Source organism: Acinetobacter sp. YH12208, assembly GCF_013418055.1.
Lineage (GTDB): Bacteria > Pseudomonadota > Gammaproteobacteria > Pseudomonadales > Moraxellaceae > Acinetobacter > Acinetobacter pseudolwoffii.
Window position 1 is genome coordinate 155,265 of record NZ_VPCT01000006.1, and the last position, 16,513, is coordinate 171,777.

The 16,513-nt window shown below is 44.6% G+C and carries 14 protein-coding genes; 10 read left to right on the plus strand and 4 right to left on the minus strand.

What is annotated here, in order from left to right; genetic code table 11:
• The first annotated feature begins 51 nt into the window (after nucleotides 1-51).
• The 7 genes from FTU95_RS08095 to FTU95_RS08125 all read left to right on the plus strand — a co-directional run bounded on the left by FTU95_RS08095 (nucleotide 52) and on the right by FTU95_RS08125 (nucleotide 10,119).
• Entirely contained in the window at nucleotides 52-2,238 is a 2,187-nt protein-coding gene (locus FTU95_RS08095) for a carboxy terminal-processing peptidase (RefSeq protein ID WP_180078138.1), read from the plus strand.
• Nucleotides 2,239-2,677: 439 nt separating this feature from the next.
• Entirely contained in the window at nucleotides 2,678-4,528 is a 1,851-nt protein-coding gene (locus FTU95_RS08100) for a bifunctional diguanylate cyclase/phosphodiesterase (RefSeq protein WP_180078140.1), read from the plus strand.
• Between the two features lie 299 nt (nucleotides 4,529-4,827).
• The gene (locus tag FTU95_RS08105; protein WP_005095608.1) at nucleotides 4,828-6,420 is read left to right on the plus strand and encodes a peptide chain release factor 3; all 1,593 of its coding nucleotides are present in this window, start codon (nucleotides 4,828-4,830) and stop codon (nucleotides 6,418-6,420) included.
• Nucleotides 6,421-6,527: 107 nt separating this feature from the next.
• On the plus strand, nucleotides 6,528-7,352 hold the full coding sequence (locus tag FTU95_RS08110) for a hypothetical protein (protein ID WP_159516228.1): 825 nt from the start codon (nucleotides 6,528-6,530) through the stop codon (nucleotides 7,350-7,352).
• A gap of 49 nt (nucleotides 7,353-7,401) precedes the next feature.
• On the plus strand, nucleotides 7,402-8,364 hold the full coding sequence (locus FTU95_RS08115; RefSeq protein WP_005172733.1) for an RsiV family protein: 963 nt from the start codon (nucleotides 7,402-7,404) through the stop codon (nucleotides 8,362-8,364).
• Nucleotides 8,361-9,185: a TatD family hydrolase gene (locus FTU95_RS08120; RefSeq protein ID WP_159516229.1), complete on the plus strand. Its 825-nt coding sequence runs from the start codon at nucleotides 8,361-8,363 to the stop codon at nucleotides 9,183-9,185. Before FTU95_RS08115 ends, FTU95_RS08120 begins: the two co-directional genes overlap by 4 nt.
• Nucleotides 9,186-9,312: 127 nt before the next feature.
• Nucleotides 9,313-10,119: an enoyl-ACP reductase gene (locus FTU95_RS08125; protein ID WP_005095616.1), complete on the plus strand. Its 807-nt coding sequence runs from the start codon at nucleotides 9,313-9,315 to the stop codon at nucleotides 10,117-10,119.
• Nucleotides 10,120-10,330: 211 nt separating this feature from the next.
• Here the strand turns inward: FTU95_RS08125 and secB are convergent, their stop codons facing one another.
• From secB to rsgA, 4 genes are all read right to left on the minus strand, one after another.
• Complete coding sequence (gene secB / locus FTU95_RS08130) at nucleotides 10,331-10,789, minus strand: protein-export chaperone SecB (protein ID WP_004278389.1); 459 nt, start codon at nucleotides 10,787-10,789, stop codon at nucleotides 10,331-10,333.
• A 38-nt stretch (nucleotides 10,790-10,827) separates the two neighbouring features.
• On the minus strand, nucleotides 10,828-11,085 hold the full coding sequence (gene grxC, locus FTU95_RS08135; protein ID WP_100329331.1) for a glutaredoxin 3: 258 nt from the start codon (nucleotides 11,083-11,085) through the stop codon (nucleotides 10,828-10,830).
• An 18-nt stretch (nucleotides 11,086-11,103) separates the two neighbouring features.
• On the minus strand, nucleotides 11,104-11,511 hold the full coding sequence (locus tag FTU95_RS08140; RefSeq protein WP_005095619.1) for a rhodanese-like domain-containing protein: 408 nt from the start codon (nucleotides 11,509-11,511) through the stop codon (nucleotides 11,104-11,106).
• Between the two features lie 93 nt (nucleotides 11,512-11,604).
• A complete protein-coding gene (gene rsgA, locus FTU95_RS08145) occupies nucleotides 11,605-12,663 on the minus strand; it encodes a ribosome small subunit-dependent GTPase A (RefSeq protein ID WP_100329243.1) in 1,059 nt (352 codons plus the stop codon).
• Between the two features lie 124 nt (nucleotides 12,664-12,787).
• On the opposite strand from rsgA, the gene orn reads away from it, so the two are divergent.
• The 3 genes from orn to FTU95_RS08160 all read left to right on the plus strand — a co-directional run bounded on the left by orn (nucleotide 12,788) and on the right by FTU95_RS08160 (nucleotide 16,506).
• Nucleotides 12,788-13,345, plus strand: coding sequence for an oligoribonuclease (orn, locus tag FTU95_RS08150; RefSeq protein ID WP_004278381.1), 558 nt, complete (start codon nucleotides 12,788-12,790; stop codon nucleotides 13,343-13,345).
• A gap of 456 nt (nucleotides 13,346-13,801) precedes the next feature.
• Nucleotides 13,802-14,572, plus strand: a complete 771-nt coding sequence (locus FTU95_RS08155; protein WP_100329241.1) for a ThiF family adenylyltransferase — start codon at nucleotides 13,802-13,804, stop codon at nucleotides 14,570-14,572.
• Nucleotides 14,573-14,670: 98 nt separating this feature from the next.
• On the plus strand, nucleotides 14,671-16,506 hold the full coding sequence (locus tag FTU95_RS08160) for a tetratricopeptide repeat protein (protein WP_180078143.1): 1,836 nt from the start codon (nucleotides 14,671-14,673) through the stop codon (nucleotides 16,504-16,506).
• The last annotated feature ends 7 nt before the right edge of the window (nucleotides 16,507-16,513 follow it).

Here is a 16,513-nt window from a genome sequence, read left to right on the forward strand (position 1 = left end):
AAAAGCAACACGGTCACATTGGTCTCTAGGCCAAGGAAGTACGAATTATTTATGAAATTTCAAACGATAGCTTGCGCCGTTGCGATTGCGACAGGTGGCTTCTTTTTTACCCATGTCGTGAATGATGCGATTGCAGCCAATAGTGCAGAAGTGGTCAGCAAAGCCATTCAGCCATCTCAAGAACAGGCGTTAGTATCACGTCAACTGGCGACGCTGGTGGATCGTCAGCACTATTTGAATATGCGTCTGGATGCCCAGACTTCGCAGCGTATTTTCGATTTCTATATCGATAGTCTGGATCCGGAACATAGCTTATTTCTGGCACCAGAAGTTGAAAATTACAAGAAACGTTATGGAGCCAATTTCGGTGCTCACCTGAAAGCTGGCAATTTGTCGGGTCCTTATGAAATCCATGCGCAATATCGTCAGCGCCTGACTCAGTTCTATACTTATATGCTGGATGAGCTGAAAAAACCACAGAACTTGAATCAGCCAAATGTCTATATCGAAACTGATCGTGAAAAAGCACCATTCTTTAAAACTGAGGCTGAACAGCGCGCGCACTGGTCAAAAATGCTGGTGTCCCAGCTGATCAATCTGACCATCAGTAAAGAAGAAGAACAGGCCAAACAGAAAGCACTGAAGGCCAATCCAGAACTGGCCAATGGACAAGACCTTACCGGTCCTGAAGATCTGACGCCTGCACAAACCTTGACCAAGCGTTATACCCGTCAGCTGGAACGTGTCAGCCGGATCAAGAGTGATGATGTGCTCGACAAGACCTTGAATGCGATGATGCTGACCTATGATCCGCACAGCAATTATTTCCCGCCTGTGGATGCGATGGAGCTGAATCGTCAGACCACTTTACAGCTGGAAGGCGTCGGCGTATCGATTCGTCCGGAACGTGGCAATGAAGATTACACCAAGATTGAAACCATCGTTGAAGGTGGTCCGGCCAGCAAATCCGGTCAGGTCAAATCAGGGGATCGTATCATTGGTGTAGCCCAAGACGGCGAACAGATGGTCGATGTCATTGGCTGGCCAAGTAATGAAATTGTCGGTCTGATTCGTGGTAAACGTGGCACTAAAGTCACTTTACGCTTGCTCGGTGCGGGTGCTGCCATGGGGCAGGCACGTAATGTGACCATTACCCGTGACGTGATTCAGGAAGAAGATGCCGGTGTGCGTACACGTGTGGTCGACATTCAACGCGATGGCAAGAAATATCAATATGGTGTGATCGAAATTCCATCGTTCTACCTGAACTATCGCGCACGCCGTGCCGGTACGGATTATCGTTCGGTGTCTGAAGATACCAACAAAGCCTTGAAAGAACTCGCGGCGAAGAATGTTGCCGGGATTATTGTCGATTTGCGCAATAACCCAGGTGGTTCACTGGAAGAAGTGGCACGTATGTTGGGGCAGGTGATCAAGTCTGGTCCAGTGGTGCAGATTCGTGATGGTAATGGCAATGTTAGCGTCTTTGAAGATGATGATGGCGGTGCACAAACCTATGCGGGTCCTTTGGCAGTAATGATCAATCTGGCCTCTGCCTCGGCCAGCGAAATTTACTCCGCAGCGATTCAGGATTATGAACGCGGGATTGTGATCGGCAGTACCACCACTGGTAAGGGTACGGCGCAGGTGCAACTGGATAGCTTGGCCCATGGTCAGGCGACACTGACACAGCGTAAATTCTACCGGGTGACTGGTGGTAGTACCCAGAATAAAGGGGTTGTGCCAGACATTAAACTGGTCGATATTTATAATGAAGAGTTTGGTGAGCGTAAGGCTAAAAATGCCTTGCAGTGGGATACCATTCCAACCGCACCGTTTAAACGTGAAGGTGCAGTACAGAAATATGTACCTGAATTGGCTAAACTTTCTCAGCAACGGGTCGTGCTGGATTCTCAGTTCAAGTATCTGGAACAGCGTAAGGCGGTGATGAAAAAAGCCGAGGAAGAAAAGCGTCAGGTACTGGACTTGCAACAGCGTAAAGCAGAGTTGATTGTCATGGAGCAAAAAACGCTGGAGGCAGAAAATACCCGCCGTATGGCTACAGGTCTTAAACCTTATCCGAACTGGGAAACTTATCAGGCTTCAATGGATGCACTGATTGAAACCCGTGCCAAAATGAAAGCCAAAGAGCGTCCGGCGCTTCCTGAAGAAGAAGCCTTTGTGATCGAAGCTGCACATGTGTTGCTGGATTATGCCAAGTTACAGGCCAAACAGTAACTTTTAAGCGTGTCCATTTAAGGATCTAAAAAAATAGCCTGTTTCGACAGGCTATTTTTTTATGACATCCGGCTATTTAAAAATCAGAATAAATTTTTCATATGAATTGCTAGCTGTCTAAATAAAAAGAAAAAAATTGTGACGGTGGTCGAATAAATAAACTGGAAAAATAGATTTAAACATTTGCTAAAATTTTCAAGACTCATAAGATAGAAGTCATATTTTATGCTGATGCTCATCATGATTTCAGAATCTGTTCTCGACCCTGAATTAAAAAAATATAAATTCTAATTTTATTTAAAACCAGAGGCTTTGCACAGCGACACATGTGCATTGCTTGTCAACTTTACGATTCTGACGGCTTTAAACTTGACCAGGTGGAAATAGAAATACACGTGAGGGGAATAATAACAATGATGACCAATACGGAACATTTTATATGATCCCTATTCAGCATGATATCAGTCTGGTCATCGGATCAACTCTCTTTGCTTTCGTCGCTGGCTATTTTTTGATGCCGATTCAAAAAATATGGTGGCGTGAGTCGCGAAGAAAATTTGCAACACTCATGCTATTTGCAACGGCCGCATTACTGGGGCTGTTGATCTGGTCGATCCATTTCACTGGGATGACAGCAATTCATTTAAGTCATGTCTATCATTTTGATTTCAGCTGGATGTTGCTCTCTTATTTGAGTGTCTTTACGGCTTCTATTTTTACCCTCTGCTTAATGATCCAAAGCATCTGGTCATTTTCCCGAGTGGCTCTCGCGATCGTGGTGATGAGTCTCGGGGTCTCAACCATGCACTATACAAGTAGTCTTAGGGCCAACTTTGAGAGAACAGAGATTACGCCAATCACAGAATCTTCACATGCGACTTATGATCTGTTGTTCGCGGTTGTGTTAATCAGTGCTCTGTTACTGATTGCCATGATTCGTCTGGTTCTCTCAGAATTGCGCCTGGCCTCTCGGAATCGCCAACTGCGATGGGCCAATAAAGAGCTCGAAAATCAAAATATCCAGGATAATCTCACCAAATTACCCAACCGTTTATACCTGGCTGAATACGCAGATATCTTGTTTTCCAAGCAACAACATCAGCAGGAAATTGCCTTTTTATATATTGATCTGGATCGTTTTAAGGCGGTGAATGATGTGTTTGGTCATCAGGTCGGAGACCAGTTGCTGATTCAACTGACTGCGCGTATTCATCAGTTATGGGGTGACCGTTCCAAGCTGCTCAGAATTGGCGGCGATGAGTTCCTGATGGTGCTGGAAAATACGTCCGTCAGCAAAGCTTCAGAAATGTCAGAGCAGATTCTAAATCTGATTCAGGACAGCTTCCTGATTGATGGCAAAACCATTAATATTTCGGGCAGTATCGGAATCGCGATATATCCGGAGCATGGCAAGAATCTGCAAGATTTACTGGTGAATGCCGATGCAGCAATGCTCAGTTCTAAATATCAGGGCCGCAATACCTATTCAGTCTTTAATTTTTCTTCTGATCAGCATGAATCCAAGAGCCAGAGCAAGCTGATTAATGATCTGTATAAAGCAGTTGAAGATCAGCAATTTGTACTGTTTTATCAGCCCAAATTTACCAGTGAGCGAAAAATTTGTGGGGTAGAAGCCCTGATTCGCTGGCAGCATCCGTTACATGGGTTGCTGGGTCCCAATATGTTTATTCATGGCGCTGAGAAAACTGGGCTTATTATTCAGATGGGCTATTGGGCACTGGAGCAGGCTTGCAAACAGATCCAACTCTGGGAAAAAAATAATACCGACTTTTTCCCGATTGCCGTGAATTTGTCTGCGGTGCAGTTTGAGCATAAGCATCTATTAGCTAATCTGCAAAACCTGTTTAAACGCTATAAGATCAATCCGCAGCATTTGATGATCGAGATTACTGAATCGACCGCCATGCATTATATCGATGCCAGTATTCGTACCCTTGAACAATTACGTAATATCGGCATCCAGCTGGCGATTGATGATTTTGGAACCGGACATTCCAGCTTTTTATATCTAAAAAATCTGCCCGTGGATGAACTGAAAATTGATAAAGAGTTTATTCAGGATCTTAGCGTCGGCTCTAAAGAAGAAATGATTCTGGAAAGCATTATTCGGCTGGCGATTAAACTGGGTTTAAAAGTAACGGCTGAAGGCATAGAAACCACGCTGCAAGCAGATATTTTGACTCGACTCGGTTGTCAGCAATTACAAGGTTATTTGCTGGCAAAGCCGATGCCAGTCGAGTCATTGGAAATACAGGATTTTCTGTCTTAATTTGAATTTTTATACGCTACTAATGCGGTACTAAAGAGTACGGTGGACCTATATTTAGCGTTATTCAGCAGGCCAGTTGAATGACACAAACTCCCATATTTAAGCTTCATAACCGTATTATTTCTGACTCAATCTGGGCTGAAAAATCCAGCAGTCAGCAAGTGTAGATCTTATAAATACTGTCATTTCCTTCAGCCGTGGGCATACTTATTGGCTTTAGAAATCTGCTACAATATCGCCAATTTTCATATTGATCGTTTTTGATCTTGAGCACTGCGGTTCTGCAGTAGGTATTTTCCATGAGTTTTAAAGATGAGTTAGCGGCGCAGGTCGCTCAGCGACGTACATTCGCCATTATTTCCCACCCCGATGCCGGTAAAACCACCATGACAGAAAAGCTGCTGTTATGGGGGCAGGCGATTCAGGTTGCAGGTATGGTGAAAAGCCGTAAGTCTGACCGGGCCGCTACATCAGACTGGATGGAAATGGAAAAAGAACGTGGCATCTCGATCACGACCTCGGTGATGCAGTTCCCGTTCAAAGACAAGATGATCAACCTGCTCGATACCCCGGGACATGAAGATTTCTCGGAAGATACCTATCGTACCTTAACCGCCGTTGACTCGGCATTAATGGTGATTGATGGTGCAAAAGGGGTAGAAGACCGGACCATTAAATTGATGGACGTGTGTCGTATGCGCGATACACCGATTATTTCTTTTGTTAACAAAATGGACCGTGAAATCCGTGAGCCACTCGAGCTTCTGGATGAAATCGAAAACGTTCTGAAAATTAAATGTGTTCCGATCACCTGGCCATTGGGTACGGGGCGTGATTTTGCCGGTGTATTTAATTTAATCGAAGAAAAATTCTACATTTACAAAACCGGTTTTGGTTCAACCATTCCTACAATCGAAATACGTGATGGTTATGACTATCCGGATCTTCGTGAGAAAGTTGGTGAGCTGGCGTGGGCTGCATTTGAAGAATCACTTGAACTGGTGCAAATGGCCAATGAGCCATTGGATCGTGAAGAATTTCTGGCAGGCCGTCAAACGCCGGTATTGTTCGGTACAGCCTTAGGTAACTTTGGGGTTGACCATGTGCTGGATGCCTTCAGTCAATATGCACCGCCGCCGAAGGCCCATCCTACTCAGGCTCGTGTTGTCGAAGCTGATGAAGAAGGCTTTAGCGGTTTTGTCTTTAAAATTCAGGCCAATATGGACCCGAAACATCGTGACCGTATTGCATTCATGCGAATTTGTTCAGGTAAATATGAAAAAGGCCTGAAAATGAAGCATGTACGTCTGGATAAAGATGTGCGGATTAGTGATGCCTTAACCTTCCTGGCCGGTGACCGCCAGCATCTGGAAGAAGCGTGGCCGGGCGATATTATCGGACTGCATAACCACGGCACCATTCAGATTGGTGATACCTTTACTTCAGGTGAAAAGCTACAGTTCACAGGTATTCCGCACTTTGCACCGGAAATGTTCCGTCGTGTACGCTTAAAAGATCCTTTGAAATCGAAACAGTTGCAAAAGGGCCTGAAAGAGTTGTCTGAAGAAGGTGCAACACAGGTATTTATGCCACAGCATAATAATGACCTGATCGTGGGTGCAGTGGGCGTACTTCAGTTTGAAGTGGTGGCGTATCGTTTGAAAGAAGAATATAAAGTTGACTGTGTTTACGAACCCGTGAACATCAATACTGTTCGTTGGGTGTCTTGTGATGACGAGAAAAAATTTAACGAATTTAAGAAAAAAGCCCACGACCAGTTGTCAGTCGATGGCGGTGGTCACTTGACTTATCTTGCGCCAAGCCGAGTGAATTTACAGCTCATGCAAGAACGTTATCCGGACATCGTGTTCCATAATACGCGCGAACACTAAACTTTCAGGTATTCAAATATCGTCTAAAAATATCAAACAGCTTCTCCGGAAGCTGTTTTGTTTTATGTTACATTTAAACTATTCATAACCTGATAGATTGTTTAAAAATGAAGTTCAGCAAGGAAGCCGCCCTCGGTGCTGTCATTGGTTTAAGTCTTGTCCTGAGTGGCTGTGATAAAAGCGAAAAAGAACCGGAACTTGACCAGCCGGATGGAAAAACAACCCCAGTTAAGCAAAGTGCCAGTATTTTGCCTTACCTGAATATTCAAGAACAACCGGCCAAGATCGCCTTGCCATTTTGTGAAACCAAAAACTGTATCAATGTCGATATCCAGACTTTATATACGGCTGATCCATGGATGAATCACTGGATCGAAAAACAGCAGGCCAAGGTAATTCAGGATCAAATTGGCTTAAAACAGGATATGAGTTTACAACAGGCGATGAATGCCTATGTGAAAAAATCGGATGCCTGGCAGGCTCAACTCCAGCTCAATCAGGCTTATGAATTATCGCTGTATACCCGCATTCCCTATCAGCGTAATCAATATGTCTTGCTGCAAATTGGTATTGATAGTAAACAGGAAAATATCAGTGTGTATGAGCGCTATTATTTTTTTGTAGCCGATCGTCAACAACAAAAAATGCTGACCCCACTGGATATTATCGATCCCAAACAACAGTTGTTAATGGACAAGATCATTCAAACCGCTTATGAAAAATGGTTAAAGGACAATAATCACGAGGTTCAGCAGCAAGCACCGAAAAAACTGTATTGGGGGCAGGCTGAGTGGTTCTTCGATCAGGAAGGGATTGGTCTGCATTATCGCAGTCATGACATTAGCAAAGATGCCAAACAACTGGATATCTATTTAACAAAAGAACAAACACAACAGGTCTTGAAAGCCGAAGTCTATCGGAATATGTTCTAAAGGTCGTAATCCTCTCAGGATTAATTACACGTTTTGAAAAGGGTAATGAATGCCAAAATATAAGAATATTTTTTGTCTATCGATACTGGCATCCGCAGTTTTACTGAGTGCATGTCAGCCGAAGAGCAATGAGCCGAAAGAGCCGACTTCTCCTGAAGTGGTACAAACCGAGCCAGAAGTCCTGAAACTTAGTGGTGATACCGAAAAACTCAAGCTGGTGATTCCAGAGTGTGAGGGTAAAAACTGTCCGGAAATTTCGATTGAACGCCTGAACAGTAATCAGCGCTTTATTGATGAATGGATCGATCAGCAGATTTTGCAACAGTTAAAAAATATCCTGTCTGTCGATGCGATTGAGCCGGCAAAAGCCACTGCTGCCAGTGAAGCCGAAGTGGCTGCTTCTGAACCAAAAACAGCCTTGTCGACGGTCACTACACCAAAACAGCAGCTTGAGCAGCAAATTCAGCCTTCTATGCAGACCTTCTTGAATCTGGACAAGGAGCTCAAAGCACTGAGTGCCAGTCATAGCATTAGCCTGATGATTAAGCCCAAGATTCTGAATTCGGGTGATCCATTGGCGACTGTGGTGCTAAACAGTAGCCATTATCTGGGAGGTGCGCACGGAGCATCTGCACAGCGCTATTATAATTTTGATCTTGAACAGCAAACACTGGTCAAGCTGGATGACATTATTGCCGAGAAGCAAAAAGCCAAACTCGAAGCACAGGCGTATGAGGCTTTTAAAGTCTGGGTCATGGAGTCCAAGCTGGCAAAAGATGTCGCTGAATATGAACAGGCCTGGAAGTTCATACTGACCGATAATTTTTATCTGGCCAAAGAAGGTTTGATCTTACAATATGCCGAATATGAAATCGGACCTTATGTGGTGGGTTTGCCGCGCTTAATGATTCCTTATGCGCAGCTACAAGGCGTGCTAAAACCGCAATATCTGCCGCAAGCTGAAACAGCAGCCTCTGAGGCACAGCCAGCGTTAGCATCTAAAGCCGAATGAAGTTAAAACTGTTCGATACGCATACCCATTTTGATGTTCCCGATTTTGATCCTGATCGGGAACATCTGGCCTATGCGGCCAAAGCGGTAGGTGTGGAACATCTGGTTCTAATTGGCTTTTTGCAAAACCGCTTTCAGGATTTGTTAAAAACCCACCATTTTATCAACGGGTTGGAAAATGCACCGCATAGCCACTTGGCACCCGGCTTGCATCCGTTTTATATTGAACAGCATCAGGCTGAACATTTATATGATCTGGAGCAGCTACTTAGAAATGAACAATGCATTGCCATTGGTGAAATCGGTCTCGACACATTTTTAAAGCAGCATAAACAACCTGAAATTTTTCAAAAGCAGCAAGATTTTTTCGCTGCACAAATTGAACTGGCACAACAATTTGATAAGCCGATTTTGCTGCATATCCGTAAATCACATGCAGAAGTTTTACAAATTTTAAAACAGCATCAGTTTAAACAGGGTGGAATCGCACATGCCTTTGGCGGAGGTGTTGAGGAAGCCAAGGCTTTTGTCAAGTTGGGGTTTAAACTGGGAGTCACCGGACAGATTACCAATCCGAATGCCAGAAAACTGCATCAGGTGGTACAGGCAGTCGGTGCAGAACATCTGGTGCTGGAAACCGATTGTCCGGATATGACGCCGTTATGCTGTCAACAGTCAGGTGAGCAACGTACCCGCAATACACCTGCCAACTTGCCTTATGTACTGGAAGGTTTGGCACAAAGCTTAGGGCAAGATCAAGCCAAATTGGCACAGCAGCTCTGGCAGAATACCCATCAGGTTTTGAATTTGGCCGATGAATAATGCCGGTTTTTATTGCTCGGCTGTATCTACTGTAATTTGGTATCTGTTAAAAAAAGATGCATTATGCAATTTCTAAAATGCCTCAGACTTGGCATCATGCATATATATTATTTTAGGTGAGATTCACATGGCACAAGGACTTTTGGCGGGTAAGCGCTTCTTGATCGCGGGTATTGCGAGTAAATTATCCATTGCTTTTGGTATTGCTCAGGCATTACATCGTGAAGGTGCTGAATTGGCTTTTACTTATCCAAATGAAAAGCTGAAAAAGCGGGTAGATGACTTTGCTGAACAGTTTGGTTCAAAACTGGTTTTTCCTTGTGATGTGGCGGTAGATGCTGATATTGATAATGCATTTGCTGAGCTGGCGAAACACTGGGATGGTCTGGATGGCGTAGTGCATTCTATCGGTTTCGCACCGGCGCATACTTTGGATGGCGACTTTACCGAAATCACAGACCGCGAAGGTTTCAATATTGCACATGACATCAGTGCCTATAGCTTTATCGCGATGGCACGTGCGGCAAAGCCTTTGCTACAAGTTCGTCAAGGCTGCCTGTTAACGCTAACTTATCAAGGTTCTGAGCGCGTAATGCCGAACTATAACGTGATGGGTATGGCCAAAGCCTCTTTAGAAGCCGGTGTTCGTTATTTAGCTTCGAGCTTGGGTCAGGAAGGTATTCGTGTCAATGCCATCTCTGCGGGTCCAATCCGTACTCTGGCTGCTTCAGGCATTAAATCATTCCGTAAAATGCTCGACTTAAATGAAAAAGTTGCGCCATTAAAACGTAATGTAACGATTGAAGATGTCGGCAATGCAGCATTATTCCTGTGCTCGCCATGGGCCAATGGCATTACCGGTGAAATCCTGTATGTCGATGCCGGTTTCAATACCGTGGGTATGAGTGCTGATTTAATGGCGGATGCGGAATAAAAGTCTATTCTCTGCCGTGGGGGGAGAGTTCCTCCCTTTTTTAAAGGAAGGTTAGGAGGGATTATTTTTCTTTAATCTCGCTAAACCCTTTCTTAAAAAAAAGAGTGAATGAGCAAAATCCCCCTCATTCCCCCTTTGATAAAGGGGGAGTTCACTCAAGGCCATAAAAAAGACCGCATAAGCGGTCTTTTTTAGATTTGCAGGACAGCGATTAAGCCTGACCATCTACAGCGGCAGTTTGTGCACGTTGCATATTGGCTTCAAATTCAGCATCGAAGTTGATTGGGGTAAGCAGCAACTGTGGGAAGCTACCTTTAGTCACCATATCATTCACTGCTTCACGCAGGAACGGGAACAGAATGTTCGGGCAGTATGCGCCCAGGATGTATGGAAGACGCTCTTCTTCAACGCCATCTACCAAGAAGATACCGGCTTGAGTCACGTCGACGATAAAAGCAGTATCACCTTCATTGGTCGCTTGAACAACGACTTTTAAAGCCACTTCAAAATGAGTCTCATCAATTTTTTCTGCAGAAGAAGAAAGGTTGATGTTGAGCTCAGGTTGCCATTGCTTGGTAAAAACTTGTGCCCCAGGAACCTCAAAAGAAATATCTTTGGTATAAATACGCTCTAATGCCAATTGTGGTTGAGCTTGTTGTTCTTCACTCATTCTTTGATCCTTAATATAAAGTGATGATTTTAATAGAATTAAGCCAGTAATTCATCGAGTTTGCCTTCACGCTCTAAAGCATAAAGCTGGTCGAAACCACCGATGAATTGATCCTTAATAAAAATTTGTGGCACAGTGCGGTGATTGGTACGCTGCATCAATTCAAGACGTACTTCAGGTGCTTCTTGAGATAGATTAATTTCTTTATATGCGACACCTTTGCGCTCAAGCAACTGTTTTGCACGCACGCAATAAGGACACACAGTCGTTGAATAAACAATAACGTCAGCCATGATCAATCTCCTGTTCGTGGATTATTTGCTTTTCACCAAAGGTAAACCCTGGGCTTTCCAGTTGCTGATGCCGCCATCAAGACGGTATGCATCGGCATGACCCACTTGTTGTAGCGCAGTACCAGCCACCTGTCCAAGGTTACAAATGAACACCAAAGGGCGATCAGATGCTTTCAGCTCTTCAACATGCTTTGTAATCTGGCTATATGGAATGTTACGGCTGCCGCTGATATGACCTTCACGGAAGTCTTTGGCATCCCGTAAATCAATCAGCATGGCATTTTTTGCTTTGACTAAAATTCCCAGCGACTGCGGAGAAATTTTACGACCGTTACGTTGACCTTCGATAATGAAGAACAAAACTACCAATACCGCGAGTGTTCCAAATAAGAAGGGGTGATTCCCCATAAACTCGAACCAACGTTCCACAATTCACCTAATTACAATTTTAAAATTGCCAAGAGTATAGCTCATAAATATGGTGATCAAAATCACCGCTTCAAGGGTTGAGGCACAAGAAAATTAATTTTTTTGCTGTGCTTCAGTGATTTCATCGATTAAACGCAAATAGCTGTCCAGTCGGCGCGGTAAAATTTCACCCGCACTCGCAGCCTGACGTAAAGCACATTGTTTTTCATGCTTATGCGTGCAGTTCCGGAACTGACAGTGTCCGAGCAGGTTTTCAATTTCAGGAAAACCGATTTGTACCTTATCTAAAGTCAGATGCCACAGGCCAAATTCACGAATTCCCGGAGAGTCAATCAGGGCAGCACCTTCACCAAAACCGATTAAACGGGTTGAGGTGGTGGTGTGCTGACCGAGTGCCGAGTTTTCCGAAATAATATTGGTTTTCTGGGCTGCATCTGGCACGATCGCATTGATCAGCGTACTTTTACCGACACCCGATTGACCGACAAAAGCCACCGTTTCATTTTCCAGACGATTGGACAATACAGTCAGATCACCATCGGACTGGGTTTGCATTACTTCATAACCGAGGTCTTGATATTCTTGTAGCAGAGTCAGAATTGGATCGTTCTCTTTTAACAAATCGGCTTTGTTCATCACTAGAAGCGCAGGAATATCGGCATCGGCACAGGCCACCAGATAACGGTCGATCAGGCCCGGTGCTGGCTCAGGTAATGGTGCAAACACAATCACAATCAGTGAAATATTGGCCGCTACCGGTTTAACCTTGTGATAGCGGTCAGGACGGGTCAATAAGGATTTACGTGGATGAATCGCCGTAATAATTCCTAAACCTGTATTCGGATCGGCTTGCCATTTAACCCGGTCACCCGTGACCAGTAAATCCAGATTGGTTCGGGTATGACAGCGCCAGACGCTGCCTAGTTCAATTTCTTTCCAGAAAGGTTCAGGCTCACCATCGGCGACCACAGGTTTTTCAGGGTGAATGTCAGGAGTAGACAAAGCTTGCACTTCAAGTTGGCGGCCGTAGTGTTGCACTACCAAACCTTCCAGATCACTGGAGGTATCGAGATCTTCTTGACGTGTTTTCTGTTGTTTCTGAATGCGGCGCTGTTGTTGCTCTGTCAGACGACGCTTACGTATTAAGGCCATTCATATCCTAAAAAACCGGGTAAATCAGATGGCAAAAATAGCATGAAGCAGCCCCCGAATGACACCCAAGATGTAATTAATTTGCTACTATAGTTGTTTTTAAACCCAATAAGATTGCACATTTATGAGCAGCACCGCTGATACCCGCCTGATTTGGATTGACCTTGAAATGACAGGTCTAGACACAGACAATGACCAAATTATTGAAATTGCGACGATTGTAACCGATGACAATTTGAATATTCTGGCAGAAGGTCCTGTGCTTGCGGTGCATCAGCCTGCACGTCTGTTAAATGCCATGGATGAGTGGAACACTCGTCAACATGGTCAATCGGGTCTGATTGAACGGGTGCGTCGCAGTAAACTGACGGCTCAGGATGCAGAACAGCAAACCATTGAATTCCTGAAAAAATGGGTCAATCCAAAGTCATCCCCGATGTGTGGCAACTCGATCTGTCAGGATCGCCGTTTCTTGCATCGCCTGATGCCTGAGCTGGAGCAGTATTTCCATTACCGTAATCTGGATGTATCTTCAGTGAAAGAGCTGGCAAAACGCTGGCGTCCAGAAATTATGAGTGGTCTCAAGAAAAATGCTTCGCATCTGGCGATGGATGACATTCGTGATTCAATTGCCGAACTGAAATACTATCGTCAATATTTCTTTATCATGAATAAAGACTAAGTTTAGATGGATTGAAAGAGGCGCAAGCCTCTTTTTTTATGAGATTGATGCTTTTTTCTTTTGATATAAACTCTCAATCAGTTCAAATATCACCCAGGATATCAGTACCAAAATCAGATGGGTCTGGGTTTCATGGCGATCTAGGATCACATATCCGAATAGGCCTAAAATCAGCAAACGAATAAAAATACTCAGCGCATAGTTTTTCTGTTTTTGGCTACTGTAAAAATAAAAATGTAGAGTGATCAGGATAAAATTGAGAGCCAAAAGAGCATTGATCAGCACAGTGTTTGACTCCCATATTTAAAGTTTTATGTATGAATTTTATCCAATTATAAATGTTCCTGAATTTATCTTTCTGATTTTGCTGATAGATTTTGTATCAAAATTTTAGAAGCAGTAAAAAAATGCTGACTTTGCTAAAATAAGCCGTGATTTAACAGCTATTGATGACTTATGACCGACCTGCTTCAAGACGATGAATATGAGCGCCGCTTTGCGGGTGTTGCCAAAATTTATGGAGAAGACAGCTTCAGTCATTATGAAAAAAGTCATGTGATGGTGATTGGCATCGGTGGTGTCGGTTCTTGGGCAGTAGAAGCGCTGGCACGTAGCGGTGTGGGCGAGCTGAGTTTGGTCGATATGGATGTGGTGGCGGCATCCAATATTAATCGTCAATTGCCTGCCATGAGCACGACCTTGGGCCATGAAAAAATTGCAGTGATGGCCGAGCGTTGTCATGCCATTAATCCACGGATCAAGATTAATCTGATTGATGACTATCTGACGCCGGAAAATATCAAAGAAATTTTAGCAGGTAATCCTGATTTAATTCTCGACTGTATTGATGATGTGAAGGCCAAATTTGCCTTGATGCTGCATTGTCGCTTTAACAAGATTCCCTTGATTGTGTCGGGCGGGGCAGGCGGTAAACTGGATCCCCTGAAAATTCGTGTCGCAGACTTATCTAAAACCGAACAGGACCCGATGCTGGCCAAATTGCGTGCCCAGTTACGCGGCAAAGGTATTTGTAAAAAACCTAAAGAAAAATTCGGCATTACCTGTGTCTATTCAATCGATAATCCGTTCTCGAGTGCCGATGTCTGTGCCAGTGCCGGCTTGCGCTGTGGTGGTTATGGCTCTGCCGTGGTGGTGACATCAAGCTTTGCCATGGTCGCTGTGGCAGAAGGCTTGAAGAAGCTGGATAGTAAAAGAGCAAAAGCCTGATTTACAAAATAAAAAGCACAAGATATGTGCTTTTTTTGAGACGGCGTTTAGAATGAAAGGATTCATTTGCAGAACAAAAATAATGTTTTGGAGCAGTTATGTGGTTCTTGCTGGTATTGATTTTGGGGATAGGGGCTTTGGGAATCTGGATGTGGAAACGTCCGGATCCGGTGAAACGTGATCAGGCCAAAGCTGTGCAGCATGATCTATGGATTGAGCAGCTTGATGCACAGCTCAAGCATGCGGCGCGCTTGAGTTCAGATCCTGAACATCCGAATTATGCACGCGCCTATCAGATTTACCAGAATCTTGCCCAGCAACAGGAAATTCCACAGGCTTATGTCGGCATGGGGCTGATGCATTTGCAGGGTCTGGGACATGCGCAAAATACGGAAACAGCCATCAGTTATCTCGATAAAGCCTTTCATCTGGGCAGTGATGACGCAGCTTATCATCTAGGGCAGATTCATGAGGAGCAACGCTATCAAATGGCTGACCCGGAAAAAGCGCTGTACTGGTACCGACATGCCGTAGCCCGTGGCAATCTGGATGCCCAGTACCGCATCACTGAACTTTCTTCCACTACAGAAACAAATCCAGAAGAGAAGAACGCTGAACAGCAGCGCTTGGCCTTACTCATTCAAAATGCCGGGCAGGGACATAGCAATTCGCAGTATCAACTGGCGCAGTATTATTTAACAGATTCAGCGGCTCAAGATTTGGTTCAGGGAATTCATTATCTGTTTTTAGCTGCGCAGCAAGATCATCTGGCTGCCAATCAGCAGATCGCCGATGATTATGCGCGTGGACAGAGGCTGCCCCAAGACCAGACTCAAGCCCTGCAATTTATTAAACGCTGTATCAGTCTTGGTGATCAAAAAGGTCTCTATGATTATTATGCCGGTGTGTTGCAAGGCCGTATCGATACCGACCAGCGTCAGCGCGTGTTCCAGCATTTGATGCAGCAGTCCAAAGAACATGCCGATGCGCATTCCAAGACTTTAATTGGACTGGCTTATTTTCATGGCTGGTATGTCGATAAAAATGAAACCATGGCGTTTCGTTACTGGTCTGAAGCTGCCAATACTCAGCATCCGCCCGCTTTATGCATGATTGCCGCGCTGTATTTTGAACAGCATCTAGTGGCTTATGAGCCGCAAAAGGCATTTGAATTATATCAGGCAGCATTTCAGCTCAGTTCCGATGATGCTTATGCACAAATGGGTCTGGCACTGTGTTATTTAAATGGTATCGGCACAGCTAAAGATACGGGTAAAGCCACCCGCATGATTCAGGCAGTGGCCCAGCAATATTGGCAGATCGAGGCTCAGTCTGAGGCAGATTTAATTTATGTGGTCGGGCGTTTTTATAGTCTGGCGGAATATCCATTGCCGACACACGACAAAGCCATTCAATATCTGAATCAGGCGGTTGCGAAAGGCTCCAAGGAAGCAGCCTGGTTCCTGTATCAGGCTCTGTCAGGTCTTTATCCGGTCTTTATCTATCATCCAGAGCAGGCCAATCGTTATCTGCATCAGGCTGCACAACTGGGACATGCACAGGCACAGGCAGAATTGGGCTTGGAGTATCTTAAGGGGCAACAGATTGCGCAGGATATTGCCTTAGGTTTGAGCTATCTGCAAAAAGCGGCTGCTCAGCAGAATAGTGTGGCACTGAATGCGCTGGGGGACGCTTTTGAAAATGGCATAGGCACTGAGGCAAATATCGAACAGGCGGTACAGTATTACCGTCAGGCGGCAGCGCAGGTCAATGCCGATGCTTATAGTCATCTGGGGCGCTTATATATCAAAGGCATTGGTGTAGAGCGGGATATTGGGCGCGCGCGGGACTGGCTGGAAAAAGGCAGTTTGCTCGGGCATGAGCGATCAACTGAATTATTGAAAAATGTACATGCCTATTTAGAAATGAAGTAATTTTATT

Excerpts from the sequence above, each read along its gene's own strand:
- FTU95_RS08095 (WP_180078138.1), top strand. The coding sequence starts at position 52 with ATGAAATTTCAAACGATAGCTTGCGCCGTTGCGATTGCGACAGGTGGC.
- orn (WP_004278381.1), top strand. The coding sequence starts at position 12,788 with ATGAGCAGCACCGCTGATACCCGCCTGATTTGGATTGACCTTGAAATG.
- FTU95_RS08100 (WP_180078140.1), top strand. The coding sequence starts at position 2,678 with ATGATCCCTATTCAGCATGATATCAGTCTGGTCATCGGATCAACTCTC.
- secB (WP_004278389.1), bottom strand. The coding sequence starts at position 10,789 with ATGAGTGAAGAACAACAAGCTCAACCACAATTGGCATTAGAGCGTATT.
- FTU95_RS08125 (WP_005095616.1), top strand. The coding sequence starts at position 9,313 with ATGGCACAAGGACTTTTGGCGGGTAAGCGCTTCTTGATCGCGGGTATT.
- rsgA (WP_100329243.1), bottom strand. The coding sequence starts at position 12,663 with ATGGCCTTAATACGTAAGCGTCGTCTGACAGAGCAACAACAGCGCCGC.
- FTU95_RS08110 (WP_159516228.1), top strand. The coding sequence starts at position 6,528 with ATGAAGTTCAGCAAGGAAGCCGCCCTCGGTGCTGTCATTGGTTTAAGT.
- FTU95_RS08160 (WP_180078143.1), top strand. The coding sequence starts at position 14,671 with ATGTGGTTCTTGCTGGTATTGATTTTGGGGATAGGGGCTTTGGGAATC.
- FTU95_RS08115 (WP_005172733.1), top strand. The coding sequence starts at position 7,402 with ATGCCAAAATATAAGAATATTTTTTGTCTATCGATACTGGCATCCGCA.
- FTU95_RS08120 (WP_159516229.1), top strand. The coding sequence starts at position 8,361 with ATGAAGTTAAAACTGTTCGATACGCATACCCATTTTGATGTTCCCGAT.
- FTU95_RS08105 (WP_005095608.1), top strand. The coding sequence starts at position 4,828 with ATGAGTTTTAAAGATGAGTTAGCGGCGCAGGTCGCTCAGCGACGTACA.
- FTU95_RS08155 (WP_100329241.1), top strand. The coding sequence starts at position 13,802 with ATGACCGACCTGCTTCAAGACGATGAATATGAGCGCCGCTTTGCGGGT.